This window comes from Corallococcus sp. AB030 (assembly GCF_003668965.1).
Lineage (GTDB): Bacteria > Myxococcota > Myxococcia > Myxococcales > Myxococcaceae > Corallococcus > Corallococcus exiguus.
Window position 1 is genome coordinate 1 of the sequence record NZ_RAWQ01000162.1, and the last position, 25851, is coordinate 25851.

General features: G+C 69.6%; 22 protein-coding genes. 12 read left to right on the top strand and 10 right to left on the bottom strand.

What is annotated here, in order from left to right:
- Positions 1 to 1916 (top strand): ATP-binding protein (locus D7Y15_RS30940; protein WP_121754825.1); only part of this gene is annotated, 1916 nt, incomplete at its 5' end.
- On the opposite strand, the gene D7Y15_RS30945 is transcribed toward D7Y15_RS30940, so the two are convergent.
- The gene (locus D7Y15_RS30945; RefSeq protein ID WP_120578636.1) at positions 1917 to 2711 is read right to left on the bottom strand and encodes a radical SAM protein; all 795 of its coding nucleotides are present in this window, start codon (positions 2709 to 2711) and stop codon (positions 1917 to 1919) included. It abuts the gene before it with no gap.
- A gap of 80 nt (positions 2712 to 2791) precedes the next feature.
- Here D7Y15_RS30945 and D7Y15_RS30950 point away from each other — a divergent pair, with 80 nt between their 5' ends.
- Positions 2792 to 4384 carry a S8 family serine peptidase gene (locus D7Y15_RS30950; protein WP_121754826.1) on the top strand — a complete coding sequence of 531 codons (1593 nt, stop codon included), beginning with the start codon at positions 2792 to 2794 and terminating at the stop codon, positions 4382 to 4384.
- A gap of 4 nt (positions 4385 to 4388) precedes the next feature.
- On the opposite strand, the gene D7Y15_RS30955 is transcribed toward D7Y15_RS30950, so the two are convergent.
- Positions 4389 to 6317 (bottom strand): ATP-dependent DNA helicase RecQ, encoded by a 1929-nt coding sequence (locus D7Y15_RS30955; protein ID WP_121754827.1) that lies wholly within the window; start codon positions 6315 to 6317, stop codon positions 4389 to 4391.
- 94 nt (positions 6318 to 6411) lie between these two features.
- Between D7Y15_RS30955 and D7Y15_RS30960 the strand changes: the two genes are divergently transcribed.
- The 7 genes from D7Y15_RS30960 to D7Y15_RS30990 all read left to right on the top strand — a co-directional run bounded on the left by D7Y15_RS30960 (position 6412) and on the right by D7Y15_RS30990 (position 13683).
- Entirely contained in the window at positions 6412 to 7911 is a 1500-nt protein-coding gene (locus tag D7Y15_RS30960) for an asparagine synthase C-terminal domain-containing protein (protein ID WP_158629144.1), read from the top strand.
- Positions 7912 to 9105, top strand: a complete 1194-nt coding sequence (locus tag D7Y15_RS30965; protein ID WP_121754829.1) for a glycosyltransferase — start codon at positions 7912 to 7914, stop codon at positions 9103 to 9105.
- Positions 9102 to 9959, top strand: a complete 858-nt coding sequence (locus tag D7Y15_RS30970; RefSeq protein ID WP_120578641.1) for an ROK family protein — start codon at positions 9102 to 9104, stop codon at positions 9957 to 9959. The genes D7Y15_RS30965 and D7Y15_RS30970 overlap by 4 nt, the downstream gene beginning before the upstream one ends.
- Positions 9960 to 9982: 23 nt before the next feature.
- Positions 9983 to 10924 (top strand): HNH endonuclease, encoded by a 942-nt coding sequence (locus D7Y15_RS30975; protein WP_121761050.1) that lies wholly within the window; start codon positions 9983 to 9985, stop codon positions 10922 to 10924.
- 137 nt (positions 10925 to 11061) lie between these two features.
- Complete coding sequence (locus tag D7Y15_RS30980) at positions 11062 to 11952, top strand: S1C family serine protease (protein WP_120578643.1); 891 nt, start codon at positions 11062 to 11064, stop codon at positions 11950 to 11952.
- A gap of 12 nt (positions 11953 to 11964) precedes the next feature.
- A complete protein-coding gene (locus D7Y15_RS30985; RefSeq protein ID WP_120597583.1) occupies positions 11965 to 12879 on the top strand; it encodes a S1C family serine protease in 915 nt (304 codons plus the stop codon).
- A 72-nt stretch (positions 12880 to 12951) separates the two neighbouring features.
- On the top strand, positions 12952 to 13683 hold the full coding sequence (locus tag D7Y15_RS30990; RefSeq protein WP_233605154.1) for a phytanoyl-CoA dioxygenase family protein: 732 nt from the start codon (positions 12952 to 12954) through the stop codon (positions 13681 to 13683).
- Between the two features lie 179 nt (positions 13684 to 13862).
- Here the strand turns inward: D7Y15_RS30990 and D7Y15_RS30995 are convergent, their stop codons facing one another.
- On the bottom strand, positions 13863 to 14099 hold the full coding sequence (locus D7Y15_RS30995; protein ID WP_121754831.1) for a hypothetical protein: 237 nt from the start codon (positions 14097 to 14099) through the stop codon (positions 13863 to 13865).
- 165 nt (positions 14100 to 14264) lie between these two features.
- Here D7Y15_RS30995 and D7Y15_RS31000 point away from each other — a divergent pair, with 165 nt between their 5' ends.
- The gene (locus tag D7Y15_RS31000) at positions 14265 to 15245 is read left to right on the top strand and encodes an oxygenase MpaB family protein (protein ID WP_158629145.1); all 981 of its coding nucleotides are present in this window, start codon (positions 14265 to 14267) and stop codon (positions 15243 to 15245) included.
- Here D7Y15_RS31000 and D7Y15_RS31005 read toward each other — a convergent pair.
- The 6 genes from D7Y15_RS31005 to D7Y15_RS44875 all read right to left on the bottom strand — a co-directional run bounded on the left by D7Y15_RS31005 (position 15227) and on the right by D7Y15_RS44875 (position 22021).
- Complete coding sequence (locus D7Y15_RS31005; protein ID WP_233605155.1) at positions 15227 to 16225, bottom strand: nucleotidyl transferase AbiEii/AbiGii toxin family protein; 999 nt, start codon at positions 16223 to 16225, stop codon at positions 15227 to 15229. The two genes, D7Y15_RS31000 and D7Y15_RS31005, sit on opposite strands and share 19 nt — an antisense overlap.
- Positions 16189 to 16770, bottom strand: a complete 582-nt coding sequence (locus D7Y15_RS31010) for a hypothetical protein (RefSeq protein WP_121754837.1) — start codon at positions 16768 to 16770, stop codon at positions 16189 to 16191. Before D7Y15_RS31010 ends, D7Y15_RS31005 begins: the two co-directional genes overlap by 37 nt.
- A 104-nt stretch (positions 16771 to 16874) precedes the next feature.
- Positions 16875 to 17462, bottom strand: a complete 588-nt coding sequence (locus tag D7Y15_RS31015) for a redoxin domain-containing protein (protein WP_121754834.1) — start codon at positions 17460 to 17462, stop codon at positions 16875 to 16877.
- Positions 17463 to 17529: 67 nt separating this feature from the next.
- On the bottom strand, positions 17530 to 19845 hold the full coding sequence (locus tag D7Y15_RS31020; RefSeq protein WP_121754835.1) for a protein-disulfide reductase DsbD: 2316 nt from the start codon (positions 19843 to 19845) through the stop codon (positions 17530 to 17532).
- Between the two features lie 166 nt (positions 19846 to 20011).
- Positions 20012 to 21364 carry a VWA domain-containing protein gene (locus tag D7Y15_RS31025; protein WP_120578652.1) on the bottom strand — a complete coding sequence of 451 codons (1353 nt, stop codon included), beginning with the start codon at positions 21362 to 21364 and terminating at the stop codon, positions 20012 to 20014.
- Positions 21365 to 21859: 495 nt separating this feature from the next.
- Positions 21860 to 22021, bottom strand: coding sequence for a hypothetical protein (locus D7Y15_RS44875; RefSeq protein WP_158620735.1), 162 nt, complete (start codon positions 22019 to 22021; stop codon positions 21860 to 21862).
- 452 nt (positions 22022 to 22473) lie between these two features.
- On the opposite strand from D7Y15_RS44875, the gene D7Y15_RS31030 reads away from it, so the two are divergent.
- Positions 22474 to 24684 carry a (Fe-S)-binding protein gene (locus D7Y15_RS31030; RefSeq protein ID WP_120578653.1) on the top strand — a complete coding sequence of 737 codons (2211 nt, stop codon included), beginning with the start codon at positions 22474 to 22476 and terminating at the stop codon, positions 24682 to 24684.
- Between the two features lie 86 nt (positions 24685 to 24770).
- Here D7Y15_RS31030 and D7Y15_RS31035 read toward each other — a convergent pair whose 3' ends face one another.
- Positions 24771 to 25271 carry an ankyrin repeat domain-containing protein gene (locus tag D7Y15_RS31035; protein WP_120578654.1) on the bottom strand — a complete coding sequence of 167 codons (501 nt, stop codon included), beginning with the start codon at positions 25269 to 25271 and terminating at the stop codon, positions 24771 to 24773.
- 155 nt (positions 25272 to 25426) lie between these two features.
- On the opposite strand from D7Y15_RS31035, the gene D7Y15_RS31040 reads away from it, so the two are divergent.
- The coding region (locus tag D7Y15_RS31040) for a DUF3592 domain-containing protein (protein ID WP_148712913.1) at positions 25427 to 25851 on the top strand (425 nt) is incomplete at its 3' end.

A 25851-nucleotide genomic window follows, 5' to 3' on the forward strand; every position in this document is an offset into this window, starting at 1 on the left:
GGCCGGGGCTGGTGGCGACGGCGCTCTCGCTGGTGACGGTGGACTACTTCTTCCTGTCACCGCTGGGGGACTGGGTCACCCACCCCGGCAACCTCATCGCGCTGGCCTTCTTCCTGGCGCTCTCGCTGTTCGTGACGCTGCTCAACGTGCGCCTGCGCCGGGCCAACGCGGAGCGCGCGGACCTGCTGGAGCGAGAGCGCGCCTCCCGCGCCGCCGCCGAGTACGAACGCGCGCGCCTGCACGAACTGTTCATGCGCGCGCCCGCGCACCTGGTCATCTTCCGCGGGCCCCAACACGTCTTCGAGCTGTCCAACCCCCTCAACTCCGCGATGCTGGGCAACCCGCCACGGCTGTTGGGCCTGCCCGCGCGCGAGGTGGGACCGAAGGAGGAGGCGGAGCGCGTGGCCCGGATCCTCGACCACGTCTACGCGACGGGCGACCCCTTCGAGGGCCGGGAGGTGTCCCTCAAGCTGCCACAGCCGGATGGCACCCTCCGGGAGTTCATCTTCGACGTCACCTACACGCCCACGCACGACACGCACGGGCAGGTGGACGGCATCGCGGGCTTCGGCTTCGACGTGACGGACCTGGTGCGCGCCCGCGCCCGGGCGGAGCGGCTGGCGCGCGAGCTGTCGCACAACGAGGAGCACCTGCGCCTGCTGGCGGGGGCCAGCTCCTTCCTGGCCACGTCACTGGACTACAATGCCACGCTGCGCAACGTGGTGCGCCTGGCGGTCCCCACGCTGGCGGACTGGTGCCTCATCGACAGCGCGCTGGAGGACGGCACCTTCCAGCGCATGGAGGTGGAGCACGCGGCCACGGAGCCGGAGTCGCTCGCGGAACCGCTGCGGTCCCGCACGACGTACGTATCGGGCCTCCCCAAGATGGCCGGCCCCGGGTCGATTCATCACGGGCAGCCCTTCTTCATCGAGAACTTCACCGACGACCTCCTCCCGCGGTTCACGAATGACCCTGAGCGCATCGCGCTGCTCCGGGAGCTGCGCGTCCGCTCGCTGGTGGTGGTGCCGCTGGTGGCCGGGGAGCGTTTGCTGGGGTTGCTCAGCTTCGTCACCACGCACCGCTCCGGCCGGAGCTATACGGCCGCGGACCTGCCCTTCCTCCAGGAGCTGGCCAACCGCGCCGCGCTCTCCATGGAGAACGCGAGGCTGTACCGCGAGGCGCGCGAGGCGGTGCGCCTGCGCGACGAGTTCCTGTCCATCGCGAGCCACGAGCTGAAGACGCCGCTCACGCCGCTCAACCTCAAGCTCCAGGCGCTGCGGCGCGAGATGGAGCGCCACCCGGGTCCGGTGCCGCGCGAGCTGGTGGAGCGCTACCTGGACGTGGGCTCGCGGCAGATGAAGAAGCTGGCGGAGCTGGTGAACGACCTGCTGGACGTGTCGCGCATCGCGGCCGGGCGGCTGTCGCTGGAGTGCGTGCCCATGGACCTGGTGGAGCTGGTGCGCGACGTGGTGGCCGCCTACGAGGGCCCCGCCACGCGCTCCGGCTCCGTGCTCCAGTTGGAGTGCGCGGACGCCATGACGATGGGCGTCTGGGACCGGCCGCGGCTGGAGCAGGTGGTGGTGAACCTGGTGGACAACGCCATCAAGTACGGCCAGGGGCGCCCCATCCAGGTCCGCCTGGAGACGCGCGACGGCAAGGCGGCGCTGACGGTGCGGGACCAGGGCATCGGCATCTCGGAGGAGTCCCTGCCGCGCCTCTTCGGCCGCTTCGAGCGCGCGGTGAGCGACCGGCACTACGGGGGCCTGGGCCTGGGCCTCTACATCACCCGCACGCTGGTGGAGGCCATGGGCGGCACGGTGCGAGTGGAGAGCCGCCTGGGTCAGGGCTCCGTCTTCACGGTGGAGCTGCCCCTGCTGCCCGCATTGTCGCCGGACGCGGGAGCGCCGGCGCCCTGATCAGGAAGCGGCGCGAGCACGCGGCAGCTGCGCGTGGGGTTCCCAAGGGCCGCTGGAGCCCAGGCAGTGGCGGCAGGTGGCGAGCGGCGTGTCCCGCTCCAGGTACGCCAGCAGGCGCGTGAGCAGGTCCGGGTCATCCAGCGGAACGCCATCGTGTTCGACGAGCGCGGGCAGGTGCGGATGCTCCGCGGCGAAGACGGTGGCGACGTGGGGCGGCCGGGTGCAGGTGAAGAAGCGGCCCTGGTGGACCAGGTGGCAGCGCTGCTTGAGCCAGCACGTGTCGAAGACGTCCCGCACCTCCGCGTCGGACGTGAGCGGCGCGTCCGGGGTGATGCGCTGGAAGCGGTCGATGGCCTTCACCGTGAGGTGGACGCCGTGCCGGTCGCAGCGCTCGGTGATTCGGGCGATGGAGCGTTCGGGCAGGGGCGCGGACGTGTAGAACGACAGCGTCATCCGGTCGAGCCGTTCGTACACGGCGTCGGGAGCGCTCTGCGCGAGGAAGCCGTTGGTGGTGACGGACACCTGTTCGGTGAGCCCGGAGGCCCGCACCACGTCCAGCACGGCGGGCAGGTCCGGATGGAGGAAGGGCTCACCGCCGGTGAGCTTGAAGACGTTGGGCTTGAGCACGCGCGCGAGGCGGCGCAGGTCCTCGGCCAGCGCCTGCGGGGACACGGCCCACGCGGGCAGGTGCGGCGACAGCGGGCAGCACTGAGCGCAACGCAGGTTGCAGTGCGTGGTGACGTGCGTCTCCAGGGACCAGGTGAGGACGCGGCTGTCGTGAAGCTCGTAGCGCACGGCGCGGGAGTCTAACCGACACACCCACCGCCCTGGGGGCCCGTATCCCTCCATGAAGTCCCAGGGGTACAGGTGCGCCCATGGCGCCGCCCGAGCAATTCGAGTCCTCGAAGCTCCGCACTCTCGACGTCCTCCTCCGTGAAGGCTTCGACCGGGTCTCCCTGGAGAAGCTCGTGGCCGCGCTCGTCGGAGCGGAGCCGTGGATCATCCGCCCGGTGCCGTTCGAGCCCACCGGCCGAGCGTTCGACCTCCTCCCTCCTGGCAGCGTCGAGCCGGGACAAGCTTGGGAGCTGGCGCGCCGTCTCCAGACAGACCCGAGCGTGGAGGATGCGGATCCAGCATTCGAGGCGGTCTACGCGGAACAAACCGCCGTCACGGACACGGCGCCCACGCTGCTCAAGGCACAGCCGGCGGAGGCTGGCCCCGGGACGCTCAACGAGAACGATTGCGACTGGAGCCCGCGCTTCGTGAAGGCAGGCGAGGCGTGGCAGCTGGCCGGCGGCACGAGCCAGGGCGAGGGCATCCTCATCGGCCATCCGGACAGCGGCTACCTGCCCAGCTCCGAGCTGGGACCGAACTTCACGCCGAGCCTGGGCTGGGACTTCATCGACGATGACCCCACGACGGAGAATCCCGGCGGAGGCCACGGGCTGGGCACCGCGAGCGTCATGGCGAGCCCCTACAACGACCCGAGCGCGGACGGACCGAAGCTGTTCGTGGATGGAGTCGCGCCGAAGGCAGAGGTCATCCCGCTGCGCGTCGCGAAGCCCACGCTCTTCGTCCCCTCGCCCGTGCTGTTCAACGTGGGCGTCGACCGGCTGCGCGACTCCATCGGGTTCGCCATCCAGCGGCGGGTCCATGTCATCAGCATCAGCCTCGGGTGGCTGCCCAACGCGGGGCTGCACCGGATCATCCAGCAGGCGGTGCGCGAGAACATCATCGTCATCGCCGCCGCGGGCAACTACACGGGCCCCATCGTCGTCTGGCCGGGCGCGTATGACGAAGTCGTCACGATGGCCGCGTGCAACGCGAGCGCGCAGCCCTGGGCCTTCTCTGCCTGGGGCAAGGCGGTCGACGCCACCGGTCCGGGCGAGAACGTCTGGGTGGCGCAGCCCGCCGACAAGGTCGGTCAGAGCAGCGGCACCTCGTATGCGACGGCCACCGTCGCGGGAATCGCCGCGCTCTGGTTGGCGCACCATGGCCGGGACAACCTGCTCGCGAAGTATCAGGGAGGGCCAGCGCTCTCGCAGGTCTTCCGCCATGTGCTCCGCGCCACCTGTGACAGCTGGCCTCAGAGCCAGCTCGCGTGGGGCGCCGGCCTCGTCAACGCGAAGGCGTGCCTCGAAGCCCCGCTCCCGGACGTGACGGAGCTGGAGTCGTTCACCGCGAGGGCACTCCTCCATGAGTCCTCGGACACCGTGGCATCGACCTTCAGCGGCCTCCCGCAAGCCGACGTCCTGAGAGGCCTTGCGACCACGCTCGGGGTCGATGAACAGAAGGCGGCGCGGCTCGACTCGGAATTCGGGCGTGAGCTGCGCTTCTGGGCGCTCACCCATGCTCCCTTCCGGCACGCGCTCCAGGAAGGAGCAGGCAGGGACCGTCAGGCGCTCAGGGCGAAGGCCCAGGTCGTCCTGCCCCCCTTCTCACCGAGCCTGCGGGCCGCGATCCGCTGAACGTTCACCGGCCTTCACAGAACGCCAGCACCTGGGCGAACGGCCACTCCGCCAGGGTGCCGAAGAGCTTGTGACCGCTGAGCTTCGCCTTGGAGAGCGCGGGGCTGCTCAGACCACAGAGGAAACGGGCCGCCTGCCTGGGATGGCCCAGCGCCTCCGGATGCTTCGCGACGAGCGACCGGAACGTGGCCGCGTCCAGCTGTTCGCGCAGGTCCGGCCGTGGGTGCGGTGGCGGCAGCACACGCGCCACGCCCGTGCGGCAGAAGGTGCAGTGGCCGCACGGTGCTTCGCGCTGCTCACCGAAGTGGGCCACCAGCGCATTGCTCTGGCAACCATCGTGAGTGACGAGCCGGAGCACGTCGCGCACTCGCGACACCTCCTGGACCTCTCGCTTCTGGAAGCGCTCCTGCAACAGGGCCACGAGCGCCTTCGCGTCCTCGCGCTCGCGCAGCCGCGTGAAGCGCTGACGCGGTTCGGCCACCTGCACCTCCGCGTAGCCCTGCTCCTGGAAGTAGTCGATCGCCTTCACCACGCGGTCTCGCGGCTGGTCCAACGCCTTCGCGATTTCGGCGGGGTCGAACGTGTACCAGGTGCGCCCCTTCTTCGCGTGCGCGAACAGTTCCTTCACGAAGCGCGCGCGCTCACCCTGAAATTTCCCCACGAGCGCATCCACCGAGCCTGCTGGCTGCACCTTGTAGCCCGCGTAGAACGGCGTGCCCTGGCGCAGCACTCCTTCCAGCTCCAGGTACGTCAGCGCCGTGCGCAGCACCAGGGGCCGCAGGTCGTGGCGGTTGCCCAGCGCGTACAGGTCCAGGTGCAGCTCCGGGCCCGAGGACAACAGCTCCTTCACCAGCGCCGTCAGCGCCTCTGGCAGCGGCGTGTCCCCGAGCGCGAAGTTCTCCAGCGTGGGCACGTCGTCCGGGCACGCGAGCAACTCCACGACGGATGAGTTGCCATCACGGCCCGCGCGGCCGATCTCCTGGCTGTAGCTCTCCAGGCCCTTGGGCAGGTTGTAGTGATACACGGCGCGCACGTCCGCCTTGTCGATGCCCATCCCGAACGCGATGGTCGCCACGACGATGCCCTTCGAGGAGTGGGTCCACGCGTCCTGCACCCGCTCGCGATCCTCGGACTCCAGGCCTGCGTGGTAGGCGCTGGCAGGCAGGCCCTCCGCGCTCAAGAGCGCCGCCACGCGCTCCGCGGTCTTCTGCAGCGTGACGTAGACGATGGTGGTGCCGGGCGGGCGCGACTTGAGCCGCTCCACCAGCAGGGCATCGCGAGCCTCCAGACCCGTGGGCGTGGTCTCCAGCGTGAGGTTGTTCCGGTAGAAGCCGGTGACGACCGCTTGTGACTCCGGGATGCCGAAGCCCTCGCAGATGTCGTGCACCACCTGCGGCGTGGCCGTGGCGGTGAGCGCCAGGATGCGCTCGGCCTGGAGCGTGCGGGCCGCCTGCGCGAGCTTGAGGTAGTCCGGCCGGAAGTTGTGACCCCACTCGGAGACGCAGTGCGCTTCGTCCACCGCGAAGAGGGAGATGGGGAGCTCGCTCAAGAGCCCCATGAAGCGCTCGTTGTTGAAGCGCTCCGGTGCCACGTAGAGGAGCTTCAGCGTTCCATCGCGCAGGGACTCCGTCACTTCGCGCGACTCCGCCAGCGACAGGGAGGAGTCCAACCGCGCGGCGCGGATGCCCCTCCGCTCCAGCGCGTCGATCTGATCCTTCATCAACGCGATGAGCGGTGACACCACCACCGTGAGCCCTTCGAGCAGCAGCGCGGGGAGCTGGTAGCACAGCGACTTGCCGCCACCCGTGGGGAACACCGCGAGCGCGGAGCCGTGGGGCTTGAGCAGCTCCGTGAGCACCTCGCGCTGTCCGGGCCGGAAGGACTCCAGCCCGAAGCGCTCCCGCAACACGACGTCCACCGCATCCGTCCTCATGTCCCGCCCTTCCCTGTTCGCGCTGTCCAGGAGGGTTATCTCACCCTCCCTGACTTTCCGCTGGCGACTCCCAGATCCCTATGATGCGGACCGCATGCCGACCCGACCGCCCAAGGTGCCTCCCGCGCGTGGCCTGTCTCCCCGCGCGATGAGCGACCTGCTGTTCCATGCCCGTGCGTCCAACGCGGACCTGCTGCCGGACACTGAGCCCATCGGCGTGGCGCTGCCGCGAGTCATCCGGGAGGCGGAGGCACGGGATGAGGACGGGCTCGCGGCGCGGCTGCTGGCCGCCTGGTCCGACACCGTGCGGGCGCATGTCGAAGCGGGCACGCACGAGGTGAGCCTGAGCGGCGGGGTGGACAGCGCGGCCTTGTGCGCGATGGCCGCGCGGCATGCACCAGGAAAGGTGCGCGCGTGGACGATGGACGTGCACTTCGCGGACGCGGTGGAGCGGAGCAACGCGCGGCGGATGGCGAAGGTGACGGGCGCGGAGCTGGTGGACGTGCTCATCCCGGACTCCGTGCTCCCGGACCTGTTCGAGCACGCGGTCCTCGCCAACCAGACGGTCATCCTCAACGCCCGGGCCGTGGCCAGCTACGTGTTCTATCTGGAGGCCCGGCGGCAGGGCGCGGGCCCGGCCCTCCTGAGCGGCGCGGGGGCGGACGAAGTGCTCCAGGGCACCCCGGGCGCGCTCGCCTCCGCGAAGGCCCGCGTGGATGAAGACCGGATGCTGGCCCTGCGGGCCCTGAAACTCGAAGCCCTGCCGGTTGTGGACAACTTGCGGACGCCGTTCCGAGCCAGCTCGCGCGATCATGCAGGGTCCCCCGGAGTGGCACGGGGGGCTGTGGACAACTCGGGGAGGCCCCTGGGCAGGGCTCCGCGTGGCGATCAGGAATCAAAGCCATCCACGGGGCATTTCCCCTCTGGAAACGGCGCTTCCGATCAAGCCGTGGGACGCCGTGAAGACTCCACACCTGTGGACAACTTGAGGACTGTTTCCGAGCGCCTGAACAGCGATCACGCGTCGCGCGGCCCCCCTGTGGACAACCTGGGGACCGTGCTCGCCTCGCTGCCCGCGCCGTGGGAGCTGCCCTCGCAAGAGGCGCTCCCCTCCGAGGAGCTGCGGTACGCGAAGTGGGTGCTGGCCGAGCTCATCCTCCCGCCCGAGCTGCGGGGCGCCCGGGCCCATGGGCTCACGGTCCGCACGCCGTACCTGGACGAAGGCTTCGCGCGGGTGGCGCTGGCCCTGCCGGAGTCCGTGCTGCAGAGGGACGGGTTCGGCAAGTGGCTGTTCCGGCACGCGGTGCGGTCCCTGGTGCCGGACGAGGTCCGCCTCGCGCGCAAGACGCCCCGGTATGGGCATACCGCCCTCTCCAGTCCGGTGCGGTCACGCTGGCTGGAGCTGTATCGCGCCTGGCTCTCTCCCGATCGGCTGTACTCCCTCGAGGTCATCGATACGCAAGCGATGCTGGGCTTGATGACTCGCTACATCCGCATGTCCCCCGATGACGCGCAGGCCGGACCGATGGATCGGTTGTTGATGCGCCTCATGTCCCTGGTCATGCTCCAGGCCCACACCAAGGCGCCCCCCTGAATGTCCCGAGTCCTCATCGCCACCTCGCCCGAAAAGGGCCACCTCAACCCGATGGTCGGCGTGGCCCAGTGGCTACGCCGCCTGGGGCACACCGTCGGCTGGCTGTGCATCCCCGAACCCGCGCCGCAGCTCGAATCCCTGGGCGTGGAGGTGCTGCGCCTGCCGCACGCCGAAGCCACGACGCCGGGCATCGAGACGGGAGGCGAAGCGCTGGCGAAGCTGGTGCTCGATGACGTGGCGCTGGGGAAGTGGATCCGGGGCCTGTTGCTGGATTCGGTCCCCTCGATGCTGGAACCCGTGCGCGAAGTGGTGCGCGCCTTCCGTCCCGACGTGATGGCGCTGGACGGGATGCAGTACGCGGCGGTGCTCGCGGCGCACACGGAAGGGATTCCCTGGGCAGGCGTGTCCTCCGCGCTGACGCTGCTGGAGCCAAGGCCGGAGATTCCCCTGCTGCGCAACGTGCGGGCGCTGAAGGACGACCGTCAGGCCCTGTTCCGCCGTCACGGCTTCGACGCTCGCTTCCGCACCTGCGAGTGCCTGTCGCCCCGGCTCAACATCATCTTCGCCACCGAGGCCTTCCTGGGCCCGGACGCGGGAGTGCCCCCGGACACGCTGCTGGTGGGTCCGTCCATTCCGCCGGAGCCACGGGGCGACGAGATGCCCTTCCCCTGGGAGCGGCTGGGCGAAAAGCCGGTGCTGTACGTGTCCTTCGGCAGCCAGATTTCGTATCAGCCGGAGCTGTTCCGGCTCATCGCTGAGGCCGCGAAGCCCTTCGGCGTGACGCTGGTGTTGTGCGCGGGCGAGCTGGCGGACACGGACTTCCCGAGCACGCTGCCCGGTGACGTGGTGGCGGTGCGCTACACGCCGCAGCGGCAGGTGCTGGAGCGCGCGGCGGCGTTCATCTCCCACGGCGGCGCCAACTCCGTGATGGAGGCGATGACGGCGGGAGTGCCGATGCTGCTGCTGCCGGTGTGCAACGACCAGCCCGTGCAGGCGCACTTCCTGGAGAAGGCCGGAGCAGGGCTCGCGAGGGACCCGAAGACCCTCACGGTGGAGTCGTGCCGCGAAGCCATCGCGCAATTGCTGGCACCGAAGTCGCCGATGCGCGACCGCGTGGAGGAGATCTCCCGTTCCTACCGCGCGCATGATGGGGCGAAGACCGCCGCTGAACGCATCGCCGGGCTCGTGGCATGAGCGCCTCCAGGTGGAGTCCTCGCCGGCATCCCCCTGAAGGAATCACACCGCTGGAGGTGTGGAACCTGCCCGTGTTCGGGCGCGAGCTGTGGGAGCTGCTGGGCTCCCCGTGGGTGGAGGACGACCGGCGTGCGGGAGTTCCCGGAGCCAAACTCGCGGCCCGCGTGATGCTTCCGCTGGCGGAAGCGCTCTCGCTGCTGGTGAAGAAGCACGCGCCGGATGCGGCGTACCTGAGTGGAGGTCTGGCGGAGCTGGACGGCTTTCCTGCCGCGTTGAGGGAGGCCACGGCGTCGCTGCGCCGACCGGTGCACATCGCGCTGTCACCGCGCTTCGCCCCCGTGCGCGCGGGGCTGCGCATGCTGGAAGCCAAGGGTGCGCGAAGTCCGCTCTGCGTGGACGTGGGCCAGACGAGCATCAAGCTCGCGCGTCCAGGAGCCACTCGTGTCGTTGAACGGAACCTCACCAACTTGCCCCCGCTGTTCATCGGTCAGCCGCGTCCCGCGGACGGCCATCACATCCGGGACACGGTGGCGTTCATCTCGGGAGCGCTGCGGACGTTCCTCGCGGAGGACTCGCGCGAGCCTCCGGATGCGCTGTGTCTGGCATTGCCGTGTCCGCTGGATGAGGCCCTGATGCCCGGAGGCTGCACCTACGGCTTCGAGGGCACGGCCTCCCTGGTCCCGGACATCCTCGCCCAGGCGGGCCTGCCGGACACGGGAGGCAATGTGCTCGTTCTCAACGATGCGGAGCTGGCGGCCGAATCCGCGCGGCGGGCTCCGCAGGTGAAGGGACGCCGCGTGCTGTGCCTGTCCCTGGGCTTCGGCCCGGGGGGAGCCCTGCTCGAACGGGGCTGAGCCTGGTAACCTGGTCGTGGACCGTGCCCACGCCCTCCGACAACGACCAGGCCATCCGACTGGCGGCCTTCAATGCCTTGCAGGCGTTGGTGGAGCGGCACGGTGAAGTGCTGCCGTGGGAAATCATCGCGGAGGGCTTCCAGCTCCACGGCGAGCAGCACCTGTTCGCCAACCGGACGCGCGGCATCTTCTGGCCCCGGCAGATGCAGGAGACGGCGCTGTCCATCAAGACCACCGTGCCGCGCGGAAGCCGCGTCGCCCGGTACGACGATGACAACATCGCCTCGGACGGAGCCTTCCTCTACAAGTTCCAGGGCACGGACGCGGAGGCGCGAGACAACCGTCGGCTCCTGCGCGCGCAGCAACTGGACGCACCGCTCATCTACTTCTACGGCATCGAGCCCGGTTTCTACCGGCCCCTGTGGCCCGTCTACATCTCCGACGTGGACCGCGCCTCGCACTCCTTCCACGTCGTGGTGTCCGAGCCTGAAACCGTGAAGCAACTCCAGCCTCAGCGCTATGTGGCGGACGCGAAGCTGCTACCCCTGGAACGGAGATACACGACGGTGCAGGCCAAGAAGCGACTGCATCAGGCAGCCTTCCGTCAGCATGTCCTGAACGCCTACGAACACCGCTGCGCGGTCTGCGCGTTTCCTCGCATGGAGTTGCTGGACGGCGCACACATCCTTCCGGACCGCGACGAGCGAGGCCACGCGGAAGTCCCCAACGGGCTTGCGCTCTGTCGGCTCCACCACGGCGCCTTCGACACGAACCTGATGGGCTTCCGACCCGACGGCGTCATCGAGCTGGCGCCCAGCCTGCTCGCCACCCGGGACGGCCCCACGCTGGAGCACGCGCTGAAGGGCTTCGTGGGCAAGACGCTCCAACTGCCGCGCGCGAAGGAACTGCGCCCCAAGAAGCTCTATCTGGAAGAGCGCTACGAGCGCTTCCGCAAGGTGAGCTGAATCACCCTGCCCGAAGCACCAGGGTCCTGACTGGAAGGAGAGGCTCCCTGCCTGAATGGGTAGGTCGCCGTCCTGCCCGGTCCGCCGATGTGGCGCGATTTCGAGCCCTTTAGTTTCAGGCTCGAAAGGAACACGCCATGTCCACCGACACCCTCCAGTCCCTCTCGCAGTCCATCTCCGCCGTCGTCGAACGCATCGCTCCCTCCCTCGTCCGCGTCGAGGCCCGCCGTCGCCGGGGTGCCAGCGGCGTCATCTGGGACGCCGACGGTCACATCCTCACCACCAGCCACGCCGTTGAGCACGAGGGCTCCATCCAGGTGGGCCTCGCGGACGGCCGCTCGGTGTCCGCCGAGCTTGTCGGCCGCGACCCGAGCACCGACCTCGCGCTCCTCAAGGCCGACGCCAGTGGACTCACCGCGCTCGCGCCCGCGCCGCTCGATGACGTGAAGGTGGGCAACATCGTCCTGGCCATCGGCCGGCCGGGACGCACGGCGCGGGCCACGCTGGGCATCGTCAGCGCGTTCGGCGGCGACTGGCGCACGCACGCGGGCGGCCAGGTGGACCGCTACCTGGAGACCGACGCGGACCTGCCTCCGGGCTTCTCCGGCGGCGCGCTGGTGGACGCGCAGGGCCGCTTCCTGGGCATCCCCACGGCGGCCTTCTCCCGCACCGCCGCGGTCGTGATCCCCGGCGGCACGCTGACGCGCGTGGCGAACTCCCTGCGTGAACACGGCGGGATCCGCCGCGGCTACCTGGGCGTGGGCGCCTACCCGGTGCGCCTGCCGCGTGAAATCGAAGGCACGAAGGCGGGCCTCATCCTGCTCTCCGTGGATCCGGACGGGCCCGCGCAGAAGGCCGGGCTGGTGCTGGGCGACGTGCTGGTGAGCCTGGGCGGCCAGACGCTGCACGGCGTGGAGGACCTGCTGGGCTACCTGGGCGACGAGAAGGTGGGCGCGTCCATCCAGGCGAAGGTGTTGCGCGCGGGCGAACTGCGCGAGGTGCCCATCACCGTGGGCAAGCGTTCTTGAAAGGAGCCGGCGATGAAACTATTGCAGCAACTCTCGGATGACCTGGAAGGACTCGTGGCCGGCGCGGCTCCGGCGGTGGTGGGCGTGGAGCACGCGCGCGGCCACGGCACCGGCCTGTTCCTCACACCGGATGGTTACGTGCTCACCAACCGGCACGTGGTGATGCGCACGCCCAAGCGCCTCACCGTGCAGCTCCACAACGGCGAGGAGCGCCGGGCCACGCTGGTGGGCGGGGATGCACCCACGGACCTCGCGGTGGTGCGTGCGGAAGGCGATGACTTCCCCACGCTGCCGCTCGCGGATCCGGAGACGGTGCGGGTAGGGCAGCTGGTGATGGCCATTGGCAATCCCTTCCGCCTGGAGCAGTCGGTGTCGCTGGGCGTGGTGAGCGCCATCAACCGCAGCATCACGCTGCCCGACGGCGTCATCCTGGAGGGGATGCTCCAGACGGACGCAGCCATCAACCCGGGCAACTCCGGCGGGCCGTTGCTCGACACGCGAGGGCGCGTGGTGGGGCTCAACACGTTGGTGCTGCCGTTCGCACAGGGGATTGGTTTCGCGGTGAGCGCCACCACGGCGGCCTGGGTCGCGAGCCTGCTCATCCAGCGCGGCCGGGTGGACCGGAAGTTCCTGGGCATCGCCGCCACGGCGGTGAACCTGGAGCCCGCGCTCGCGAAGGACACCGGCCAGCCGCGAGCCGTGCGCGTGTTGAAGGTGCAGGAGGGCACGCCCGCGGACGATGCCGGTCTTCAGCCGGACGACCTGCTGCTCGGCATCAACAGCCGGCCCGTCAACAGCGTGGACGACCTGCAGCGCCTGATGGCGCTCGCCACCGAGGAAGAGGTGCACCTGGACGTACTGCGCAAGGGCCGCCGCAAGGACGTCTCCGCCCGGGCCCGCCACCGCCGCGAACCGGTGGCGGCCTGAGCCTTCCGGGCTCCGGTTCCACCGGGCAGGTGTCCCGCGTGGAACCGCGCCCCCGTTATGCTGCGCTCCACGATGTCCCCATCGACGGCGCACGACATGGCTTCGGAGGAGCTGGCCGCACGCATCGAGCGCGAGGGCTTCGCCATCCTCCCGCACGGAATCACGCCAACCACCGCGGACGCCCTGCTCCAGGCCCTTCGTCCCGTGAATGAAGAAGCCGCGACCTCCCAGCGGCGAGGCGGCGTGCGAAACCTGCTGGAGAACGTGCCCGCCGTCCGCGAGCTGGCCCGCTCAAATCCGGTACGCGAAGCCGCTGCATCCGTCCTGGGCCCACACTGCTTCGCGGTGCGAGGCCTGCTGTTCGACAAGACACCGGACGCGAACTGGAAGGTCATCTGGCACCAGGACCTCACCGTCGCCGTGCGCGAGCGCCGCGACGTGCCCGGCTTCGGTCCCTGGTCGGAGAAGGCCGGTGTACCCTGCGTGCAGCCCCCCACGTCCGTCCTGGAAGACATGGTCGCGGTGCGCGTCCACCTGGACGACTGCGGAGAGGACAACGGTCCCGTGCGCGTACTCGTGGGCTCACACCGTGAAGGGCGACTGTCCTCATCGAGCATCCCCGGCTGGCTCGAACGAAGCGCTCCCGTGGACTGCCTCGTGCCCCGCTGCGGCCTGCTGGTGATGCGGCCCCTGCTGCTGCACGCCTCGTCAGCGTCACGCGTCCCCGCGCACCGCCGGGTCATCCACCTGGAGTTCGCGGCACGGCCCCTGCCCGGCGGGCTCGAATGGCACGCGCGCGCCTGAGGCTCACGGCCACGTCAGCATCAAGCCCACGCCATCCGGCGCGGGCACCAGGCGCGCCGTGAGCTCCCCGTTCAGCTTCGCGTTGAGGAACGTCAGCACGCCGTCGAACACCAGCAGGAACGCACGAGGCGGGCGGAGGCCATGGCGGCACTCTACCGCCCGTCGTGCGGTAGCCAGCGCTACCGTTCGCCGTCGTCGCTGAGCGGCGGCGCTTCCCTCGCGGGCTCCGTGCCCTCCTGCGCGCCGTAGCCGCCAATGCCCTTCTGGAGGATGCGGTCCTCGCCCACGTCCTCGTCCGTCACGTCGCCCCGTTCGGTGCCCGGGCGCTGGTGCCTGGCTTCACGCTCCAGTTCCTCCGCGCTGTGGGTATCCGTGCGCTCAGGCCCCTTCACCGGCGGCCCCTTGTTGCTGGCCATGGTCGCGTCTCCTGTCTGGATGTCCTGCCCTCCAGGACAAGGTCCGGCGCGTCCCATCCCCCGACAAGGCCACTGCATGAGACACACGGGTCGGCAGGGGCACGGCATGCCGTCATGGAGCGGGGTAGCATCACCAATCGCCTTGCTTCCCGGAGCCGCCCCGCCATGACCGACCCGGCCCATCACCCCGAGGACGCTGTCCCCTCCGGCTGTCCCTTCAGCGGAGAGGGAAGTCCTTCCGCCGCTCGCGTGCCCGGCCCCGTCTATCGGAAGCCGTTCTGGCGAGCGCGTCTGCCCGAAGTGAGCCGGGAGATCGCCTCCCTGGATGCACGGCGCGACTGCCAGCGCATCGTGCACCTGCTGACCAACTACGAGTTCCCCTTCGACATCGTGCGGTCCACGGAGATCGCCCTCTTCCACACCTACGGCAGCCGTTCCGTCTCCCGCCTCCTGGACCGCACGGGTGAGTTCAACAAGCGAGGCCAGAAGCGCTACGACGACACGCGGCTGCTCATCGCGCGGTTCATGGAGTGCGGTTGGGAGGGGGAGGCGGGGCACCGCTCACTGGAGCAGATGAACCACATCCATTCCTTCTTCCGCATCCCGAACGAGGACTTCCTCTTCGTGCTGTGGACGTTCATCGACTTCCCCATCCAGTGGATGCAGGACTACGGCTGGCGCCCCTTCACCCAGCACGAGCAGGAGGCCTGGTTCCATTACTGGTGCGAAATCGGCCGCCGCATGGGCCTGAAGGACCTCCCCGAGAACAAGCCCGCCTTTGACGCCTTCGTCCGCGACTACGAAGCGCGCGAGTTCGTCCCCGACGAAGCCAGCCACCGCGTGGCCCAGTCCACGGTGAACATCCTCGCCGGCTGGGTGCCTCGCCCGCTGCGTCCGCTGGTAGCCCCCATCAGCCTGAGCCTGGTACCGCCGCGCCTGCTCCCCGCCATCCAGTTCGAATCCCCACCCGCCTGGGTGGGCGGCCTGGTCCGAGGCGCCCTCAAGCTGCGCAAGCGCGTCAAACGCCACGTCTCGCTGGAGCGTTACCCGTCGACCCTGGAGACGACGCTCAACCGCACCTATCCCGGCAACACCTACCGCATCGAAGGCCTGGGCCCGGACTACGCTCACCGCGACGCGAAATGAAACCGGGTGAGCCAGGCACATAGAGCCGCCACGGCCTCATCCAGCGTCTGACGTGGCCCCCAGAACATCGGGGCGATTGCCTCGAAGGCGGCCTGGATGGCCACGGTACCGGCACCGCCGGGCAGGAAGTGCCGCACGTCACCGGCAGGAGGCACTGCAATCTGCTTCTGCCGGATCATCTCTTCCGCCAGCGCACGAACGTCCGGGTAGTCAGCAAGAGGAGGTAGCGCATCTTCCGCGGCGATGATGCGTGCCGCGTCCTCGTAGTGGCGGACGAAGGTGGCAGGCTCCAGCGGCTCCTTCTGGAGCCGTCGCTGGATGGCATCCACCTTCTCCAACAACGTGACCAGGGGATGAACACACCGCACGGCCCTGGGGCGGTTGTCCTTGAAGTCCGCGAGCTGCCGCTGGGCCTCAAGCTCTTCGTGGACGAATGACGCCATGTCGCGCCGGACAAAGGGTGTCACCCGCGCATTGCCCACTTCCAGGAGGACGAAGGGACGCAGGATTCCCACCATGCCACCCAGATGCTGCGCCGGATACAGGATGCGCACGCTGGCGGAGCGCCAGTACCGATCCGCTCCGCCGATATCCAACTCCGTCCGCGCCCCGGGAACCTGGATGCGCTCGGCCAGCGCCTCGAAGTACGCCCGGCGGGCCTTCGTCGCTCCTGCTCCGGTGCGGCTCCAATCCGTCACCCGGGGAAGCTCGACCGACCCTGCCTCCAGCTTGAGGTCCAGGTCTTCCGAGAACCGCTGGATGAGCGAGAAGCCCTTCGAGAGCGACGTGCCGCCCTTGAACCAGACCTCGAAGCCCGCGTCATGCAGGGCCCACAGCGTATGGGTGACCCAGTAGTCCTTCTCTGTGAGGCCCAGGGAGAGCCGCCGCTTGTCGGCGACGATTCGTAGCAGTTGATCGAATTCGAGGTCTTCGTGGATGAAGGTCATGCAGAGGCAGAGCGGATCGCTTCGTGGATCCACTCACGCGTGCTCTGCCTACCAAACCGGTCAGACATCTCCCCGAGCCGCCGGGCATCGAACGCGCCTCGCTTCAGTGCGCGCGTCAACGCACGCGTCAGCTCCGCGGGCACGACGCCTGCACTCCCGGCGTTCTCGAAGAGATCCACCACGAACCATTCCAGCGTCGGGGGCTGGGGGAAGGCGACCCGCCGCAACTCGAAGGTCCTCCCCCCCAACTCGAAGCGACCCGAGCGCTTCGTGTTGTAGACGAGCGCCGAAGCGAAGACCGCCGTGGATCCCAACCCGAGCGCGTTCCATCGGTCAGTCCCGGTGAAGACGAACGGGCTGCCCTCCAGGAACGCCTTCATGATGGCTTCATCGGACGGAGCCACCACGCCGAAACGCCCCCGCTTCGGACAGGCATAGAGCCCATGCGCCAGGGGAATCAGCACGCCCTCGCCCACCAATCGCCGGGCCAGTCGGGGCGCATTCACGCCCCACGTGGCCAGCTCCTTCGTCCGATAGACGCGGCCCGGCTCCAGCTCGGGATGGACGGCGGCGGGCATGATGGTCCGAAATTTCCCGAAGAAAAAAGACAACGTCAACTTCGAAAAAGCCCGCGTCCCCTCGCGGGAACACGGGCCTTCAAACCTCATGACGTCACAGCGGCTCAGCTCTTGTACTTCACGGAGCAGCCGTACGGCTCGGAGGTCGCGGTCGGCACCTGCTTGCCGTTGAGGAGCGCGTCCACCGCCGTCTGCACGTAGTTCACCTTGGTGGCTTCCTTGCCGCGCGGGTCGTTGTCGATGGCGCCCGCGTAGCGGACCACGCCCTCACCGTCGATGACGTACATGTGCGGCGTCGTCTTCGCCGCGTAGCTCTTGCCCACCGCGCCGTCCGTGTCCAGCAGCACCGGCTGGCTGAAGCCCTCCTTCTTCTTCCAGTCCGCGGCGCTCTTCGCGTTGTGCGTGGAGGACGAGTCCACCGTCAGCCACACCACCTTCTTCGCGTCGAAGCCCTTCTGCGTGTTCTGCATCGTCTTGGCATCGTAGTGCCGCTTCACGAACGGGCACTCCGGGTTCGTCCACTCGAGCACCACCACCTTGCCCTTGTACTCGGACAGCGAGTGGGCCTTGCCCGCCTCGTCCTTCAGCGTGAACGCCGGAGCGGGCTTGCCCACCTCCGCGTTGTCAGCAGCGAAGACGGGAGCGGACACGAAAGCCGCGGTGAGAGCGAGTGCCTTGAAGACCTGCTTCATGACGGAACCTCCAATGAGTTGAACGCTGCGCACGAACGAACAACACAAACCCGACTTCACTCCCGGCTCAAGGCCGGGCGCACACCACCGAGCCACCCTTCAACGGCGACCCGCACTCCGCCGCGCGCTGCACCGCCGTGATGACGCTGTCCGCGGTGAGCAGCTCGTTGAGGACCTCCGGCTTGTCCGGCGCGCCCGGGCTCAACACCAGGTACATGGGCACGCCCGCGCGGCCATGGTCCGCCAGCTTCGTGGTGATGCGCGCGTCCCGCCGCGTCCAGTCCGCCACGAAGAACGCCACGTTGTGCTTCAGGAACGCCTGCCGCACGTCGTCGCGCGACAGCACGGTGCGCTCGTTGAACTTGCACGTGAGGCACCAGTCCGCCGTGAAGTCCACGAACACCGGCTGACCCGCCGCCAGCGCCGCCGTCACCGCCGCCTCATCCCAGGGCTGCGCTCCACCGTGCGACGCCACCGCGCCGCGCGTCTCCAGCGACGCCTGCGCCTCCTCGAAGCGCAGCGCCACCGCGCCCGAGCCCACCAGCACGAGCACCGCCAGCGCCACCGTCACGCCCCGGCGCCCGCCCTCCAGCCCCTGCGACTGGCCGTACAGCCACGTGACCAGGCCCACCGCGATGAGGAACGCGAGCAGCCGCGCCATGCCGTCCACGCCGGCCAGGCCGCCCATCACCCACACCAGCCACACCGTCGTGCCCAACAGCGCGAAGCCCAGGAACTGCTTGCCGCGCTCCATCCACATGCCCGGCTTGGGCAGCCGCTTCATCAGCCCCGGCACCAGCACCAGCACGCAGAAGGGCAGCGCCAATCCCAGCCCCAGCGCCACGAACACCGCCACCACCGTGGCCGGGCCCGCCGCGAAGGCGAAGCCCACCGCCGTGCCCAACAGCGGCGCCGAACACGGCGTCGCCAGCACCACCGCGAGCACGCCTTCTCCCGCGCTGCGCATCAGCCCGTGGCTCTGGTCCACCTTGCCCGCGAGCGCCGTGCCGTCCGCGCCCAGCGTGTAGACGCCGAAGAGGTTGAGCGCGAACGCCACCAGCACCGCGCTCACGGCCGCCACGAACAGCGGCTCCTGGAACTGGAAGCCCCAACCCACGCTGGCACCACCCGCGCGCACCGCCAGCACCGCGCCCGCGAGCAGCAGCATCGTCGCCAGGATGCCGCCCGCGTACGCCGCCGCGTGCGGCGCCACCTTGCCCTTCTCCTCCTGCACCATCCGCGTGAAGCCGTACACCTTGAGCGCCAGCACCGGGAACACGCACGGCATCAGGTTGAGCAGCGCACCGCCCAGGAACGCGAACAGGAGCGCGACGCCCAGCCCCAGCGGCGACTCACCCGACGCCACCGGAGCCGCGGCCGAGGGCTTCACCTTGCCCACCGCGTCCTTCACCGACGGGACCTTCAGGGGCGCCGCGCCCGCCACCGTGCCGTCCGCAACGACCGGCGCGAGTGCCGTGTCCACGTCCACCGCCGTGAAGCCCGTGGCCTTCGTGCCCAGGCGAAGCGCGCCCGTGAGCCGGGGCTCTCCCTTGGGCACCACCGACGACGCCTGGCCCTTCAGCGCGAACGTCCCCGGCGCCGTCTTCGTCAGCGCCACGCTGTCCACGCCCAGGATGCGGCCGGGCACGAAGAAGTCACCCTCCACGTCTCCCGCGTAGGGCTTGCCGTCCGCCGCCGTCACGGTGAGCTTGCCGGTGAACGGCTTGCCCGCCGTCAGCGACGTGCCATCCAGCGCCAGCGCCACGCGCGGCGCGCCCTGCGCCCCCACCGCCGACGGCACCTGGGCCTGCGCGGCGTCGAACTGCGGCGCGAACTCCGGATCCGTCACCGTCTCCGGCCCCACCGGCAGCGTGCGCGTCAGCACCAGCTGCGCGGGGATGCAGTGCACCTTGCACGCGAGCGCGTCCACCGCCGCCGACACGTTCAGCGTACCCGTGGCGTCCTTCGACACGTGCGCGGGCGCGAACAGCAGCACCTCGTCGTGGTAGCCGTGCGTGGTGATGAAGCCGTCCGGCGTGCGGAACGTGCTGGGGAAGGGCCAGCGCAAATCCCCCACCGTGACGCCCGGCACATCCCACGACACCTCCGTGGCCAGGCCGGAGTCGCCCGGGTTCTTCCAGTAGACGTGCCACTCCGGGTCCAGCTTGAGACGCACGCCCACGCGGAAGTCGCCGCCCGCCTTCACCTGCGTGGCGTCCAGGAGCAGCGCACCCTCCAGGCGGGGGTCGCCCTCGTCCGGCGCGGTGCTGCCCACGGCGGTGGGCGGAAGCGCGGCCTGGGCCCACGTCGCCAGCAGCAACGCGCCCACCACGCCCAGCCCACCGAGCCGGCTTCCAGACCTCTTGCTCCACCGATGCGTCATGCGACTCCCGTTAATCCACCTGGAAACGCCGTGCTACCTGGGATGCGTCCCCGCGGGATGCACTCAACCTTCCGGGCAGCCGGGCATTCCGCATGCCCGCACGCCCGGCGTCAGGGACCACCCCGGGCCCCCGCGCCTTCCCCATACGCTCAGGGACTCCGGACGGTTACGACTCGCCGCCGCCCGTCTTCCAGGGCAGGAGCCCCCCGCTGTCCAGGGTCACCGCCTGCGGTGGAGGCGCGCCGCCGTTCGCCACGGCGGGCAGGGCCGCTCGCGGAGGCGGGCCCACATTCACCGCGGCCGGAAGCGCCGGCCCGATGCGGCTCATGGTGATGCGCGACACCTCTGACTGGGCCCGGCGCACTCCCAAGGCGGACGGCTGGGCCGCACGGCGCTCCACCGCCCGGCGCAGGTCCGCCAGCCGGTCCACGTGCCGCTGCGCGGGAACCTCCGCGGAGCCCAGGCGGGCCAGCTTGTAGAGCCCCTTGTCCGCGCCCTCGAGCGCCCGCTCGGCCGCGTCCTGCTGACGGCGGGAGAGTGCCTTCCAGGCGGCGGCCTCGTGAGACACGAGCTCCAGCTCCGCGGACACCGCGCGCACGAAGCGGCCCTCGTCGCTGTCAGGCAACAGGCGCGTCACGGGCACGGACAGCCGCCGGGTGTCGCCGTGCTCCGTGTACGAAGCGGTGACGGTGAGGTTCCAGTCGCCCTTCTCCAGCACGCCCGCGAAGAGGACGCGGCGCGGGAACGCGTGCGACACCGCTCCCAGCGCGGCGCTCATCGCGTCACCCTCCACACGCGACGGGTAGCGGTGACGGCAGCGCAGGTCCGCGAAGCCCGTGGGCAGCACGTACACGCGCGCGTCCGCCACCACCTCGCCGAACAGCTCCGCGCCCAGCGCGCCCACCGCCAGCGGCAGGCCCTCCGCGTCGTCCACGTGCGTGAAGCCCGTGCCGGACGGGCCGGTGAGCGCCTCCAAGATCTCCGGCAGGTAGTGCTTGCCCAGCCCCAGCGCGTGCAGCGCCACGCCGGAGTCGTGCACCCGCTGGCCCAGCACCTTGAACTCGCCCAGCGCGGTGGGTCCCACGGAGGGCTCGCCGTCCGTGAGCATGAGCAGCTGCGGCCGGGCGCCCGGCACCAGCACGCGCCGCACGGCCTCCGCGCCGTTCTCCACGGCCTCGTGCAGCGCGGTGCCCTCGCCGGAGTCCAGGCGAGAGAGCGTCTTCAGGAACGCTGCCTTCGCGCCCGGCTCCATCGCGCGCACGGGCAGCACCTGCTCCGCGTCGGCGTCGAACGTGAGCAGGCCCACGTAGTCCTTGGGCCCCGCCCGCTCCACCAGCGCGCGCGCCGCCTCCACCGCCGCCGCCAGCGGCGCGCCCCGCATGGACGCGCTCCGGTCAATGACCAGGTTCACCGCAACCGGGGCCCGAGGCGTCTCTGCTTCGGCCTCCAGGGTCACCAGCAGCAGCACTTCGCGGCCGCCGTCCGCGTCGCGCTCCACTGCCCACGCCGTCTGCTTCATCCGCACTCCCGCATGGTGGGTGGCCCCATCCCGCTCATTCGACCGACGCGATCGCCGTCGCGACGGCCTCCTGGCCCCGGACGCCCCTGCACGGGCCCGCGTCCGCCCTGAAGTCCTGTCGCTGTTCATGGAGGATGTCGGGTTTCCGGTCGTGAAAGCAACGTGTCCGACCCGACCAACCCCTGCTCTTACGAGCCTCCGCCCGGCACCGGAGATCACCCATCCGGCGCGCCTCGGGACGCCTCGCGTCACCCACGGACACGCGGATTCCGGCGGGTTCGTTCAGCCATTTACAGATTTACTTCCTGGAAGGTCCTACACCGGTCATTCCGGGGACCGCTCCGGAGGGCTCGACCCGACCTTGGACGGGGAGCGTCACGGCATCCAGCGCACTGCATCAGCGCCCGGGAGTGCAAGTCCCGGAACCTGTCCGACGGTCCGACAGGTTCGACAACGAAGGCCCCCGCGCAGGCCACGAGCCGCGGGGGCAGGGCGTCACTCCGCCACGTGCCAGCCGCCCCAGGCCTCTTCGTCCAGGTGGCCCCAGCGCCGCTCGTCCGTGGAGTCCAGCGGAACCGAACGGCCGTTTTCACCCGTCGCGGACAGCTCCAGGTCGTCCAAACCCTCGTCCAGGTACGTGCTCTCGTCGTGGCTCATGTCCGGCTCCTCGGCGCTCCATTCACGGGGTGTACGGCCTTTGACGGCTCGCGTCCCCTTGGACGCCCTGCGTCGGTCACCGGGCCCGCCCCATGCGGGTCCCTTTACAAGCACTTCTTGACCGATTTACGAACATGTTGGGAGCCCGCCCCGATTTTGTAAAGCCCTCGGGACAGCAAAGTTCTGGGACACTCCGCCAGACCACGCCCGGCCGCCTGCCTTCCAGCACGCCAGGCGTGAGGATTTCGCGCACGGCAGGTCTGGGGCGGAGGGTGGGTGGGCACCACCCTGGACGACGGTCTGGAAGCAGTGGAAGGAACGCTGCGGGACATGGCCCCCGCAGAGCGCTTGATTCGCGAATCACCCCTGCTAGGGTTGACAATCACTCCAGAATTGCCGCGTCGCAGCAACCGGCGTTGCCGCCGTGCGGCCCCAGAGGGTCCCGAGGTTCCATGAACCCCATCATCACCGGCCTGCTGCTGGCAGGCGCAGTCTCAATCTTCATCATCACGATGTCCGGCCGCGTGGGCGTGCTGCTCGCGATGAAGAAGGAGAACCGGCTGGACCACATCCCCTACCGCGTGGCGCAGCTGGTGCGCTTCGGGTTGGGCCAGAAGCGCATGGTGGATCCAGAGGAATTCACCCCGGGCCTGTTCCACATCTTCATCTACGCGGCGTTCATGGTGCTGGCGCTGCGCACCATCATGATGTTCGCGATGGGCTTTTCGTCCACCGCGCTGGACGTGCTCACCGACCTGAGCCACCCGGCCTGGGACGCCGCGCCGCCGCTGCTGCTGCTCTACAAGGTGTACCTGCTGACCAAGGACGTGGTCGCGGCGCTGGCGCTCGCGGGCGTGGCGTACTTCGTGTGGACGCGCTGGAAGGTGAAGCCGGACCGCATGTCCCAGTCCTGGGAGGCCTACCTCATCCTGGGCTTCATCGCGGGCCTGATGATCACCGAGTTCATGTTCGGTGGCAGCCACATGGTGGCCGCGCACGCCGCCGCGCAGCAGGTGGCGGTGGGCGCCACGCAGGTGCCGGCGGCGCCGTCCGCGATGGTGTGGTGGGAGCCCGTCACCAGCCTGACGGGCCTGGCGATGATGCCCCTGGGCGTGACGGCGTCGCACGTGCTGGGCGTGGCGGGCTTCTTCATCCACCTGACCATCATCCTGGCGTTCCTGAACTTCCTGCCGCTGGGCAAGCACTTCCACATCATCACGGGCCTGCCCAACGTCTTCTTCCAGCGCACGCACTCCACCGGCAAGCTGCCCACGCCCAACCTGGAGAAGGAGGAGTTCGGCGCCGCCACGGTGAAGGACCTCACCTGGAAGAACGGCCTGGACCTGTACTCCTGTACGGAGTGTGGCCGGTGCCAGACGCACTGTCCCACGTACATCACGGGCAAGCCGCTCACGCACAAGGCCGTGAACCAGGACCTGAAGCACTGGCTCTGGGACAACGAGCGCTGGGTGGAGGAAGGCTACGGCCCCAACGGCGTGAAGGAGCCCCTGCCTGAGATTATCGGCAGCGCGCTGAAGGCGGAGACGGTGTGGGCGTGCACGAGCTGCGGCTGGTGCGAGCAGGCCTGCCCGGTGTTCATCGAGAACGTCCCGCGCCTCATCGACATGCGCCGCTACCAGGTGCAGGTGAAGGCGGAGTTCCCGGCGGAAATCCAGCGCGTGTTCGAGGGCATGGAGCGCCAGGGCAACCCCTGGGGCATCGGCCAGGACCAGCGCGACGAGTGGGCGGCGGACCTGGCGCTGCCCACCTGGGGTGACGGCGGCGAGTACGAGTACCTGTTCTTCGTGGGCTGCGCGGGCAGCTACGACGACAAGCAGAAGAAGGTGAGCCGCGCGCTGGTGAAGATCATGCGCGAGGCGGGCGTGTCCTTCGCGACGCTGTCCAAGCAGGAGATGTGCAACGGCGACTCCGCGCGCCGCATGGGCAACGAGTACCTGTACCAGACGCTGGCCAAGACGAACGTCGAGTCCTGGAACGCGATGGGCGTGAAGGCGGTCATCACGCAGTGCCCGCACTGCTTCAACACCATCAAGAACGAGTACCCGGAGTTCGGCGGCGAGTACCGCGTCATCAACCACACGCAGCTCATCAACGAGCTGCTCAAGGACAAGCGCATCAAGCTGTCCTCGGTGATGAACGCCGGAACGAAGCTGACCTACCACGACCCCTGCTACCTGGGCCGGCACAACGGCGTGTACGACGCGCCCCGTGAAGTGCTCAAGAGCATCCCGGGCCTGGAAGTGGTGGAGATGCAGCGCAGCCAGCGCGAGGGCTTCTGCTGCGGCGCCGGTGGCGGCCGGATGTGGATGGAAGAGCACATCGGCACGCGCATCAACCACAACCGCATCAACGAGGCGGCCCTCACGCTCAAGCACGCGGAGGATCCCAACACGCCCTACCCCGACGCCGCGGACAAGAAGAAGCCGGGCATGGTGGGCGACTACAAGGAGCCGGGCGGCAAGGGCATCGTCGCGGTGGCCTGCCCGTTCTGCTCCACGATGCTCAACGACGCGAAGAACGACACCGGTCGTGAGCAGATCCAAATCAAGGACATCACCGAGCTGGTCGCGGACTCCATGGAGACCACCAACAAGGGCGGCACCGTGAGCCCCAGCCCCGTGGTGAGCGCCAAGCCGGAGTAACGCAGGTCCGGCTCCAGATGTGACGAGGGCCCGGTGGCTCCCCACGGTGGGAGCGGCCGGGCCCTTCGCCTTTCCGGGCTGGAAGACTACTTGCGGCCCTTGAAGGGACCCTTGGGCGCGTTGCCCTCCGAGCGCAGCACGCGCTCCAGGCGCTTGGTGGCGCCGGCGTCGCCCAGCTTGCCCGCGACGTAGGCGCCCGCGGAGGCGAGCTTGCGGCGGAAGTCGTCGGGCGCGACCTCGGACGCTCGCGAGGGACGCGCGGGAATCTCGTCGATGCCCTGGTTCTTGAGCAGCGTGCGCGCCATGTCCTTCTCGTCGGCGGTGGCGTGCGGGGACAGGAGCGCGCAGACCCGGAAGTGGCCGTAGGCGGCGGCGGCGACGAACGGTGTCTCGCCCACGGAGTCCGGCAGCGTGGGGTCCGCGCCGGCCTCCAGGAGCGCCTGCACCAGGTCGTCCTGACCCGAGCGCGCGGCCATCATCAGCGGCGTACGGCCCTCGTCGTCGAAGGGGTTGGGGTCCGCGCCCGCGTCGAGCTGGGCGCTCAGGGCGGCGCGGTCACCCGCGGCGACGGCATCGAACAGGGACACGGTGCGTACCTCCGGACAGGACGCGCGGGAGCATGGCGTTTCGGCGAACGCGACGCCAGGGAGGGACCCGCGCGCTGGCTCTACGGCGGGGCGTGGAGGGCATTGCCGTTTCGCGTCGCCGGGTGCCCGCTTAAAAGGCGGGCAGGAGGCACGGCGTGGCTCTCTTCGCGGCGCGGGTCCTGGGTGCGACGTTCGTGGTGCTGGGCGCGTCCATGCTGGTGTTGACCTGGGGGTCGTACCGGCGGGACATGGCCCTCCTGGCGGAGGGGCTGCACGCGGAAGGCACGGTGGTGAAGAAGGAGTTCCTCGCGGCCTCGGATGACAGCGACTACATCCTCGTCTACGCCTTCACGCCCCAGGGCGGTGAGCGCCAGGAGCACCGGCGGAACATCTCCTCGAAGCTGTGGAAGCGGCTGCGCCCCGGGGACCGCATCCAGGTGCAGTATGGCCAGAGCGACCCGCGCCGCAGCTTCCCGGAGGGCCATGGGGTGATGTCGCTGGGACTCGCCCTGTTCCTCAGCTTCGTGGAGGTGTTCCTCACCCTCATCGGAGGGGTGGCCCTGCTGGCGAGGGCCGAGAC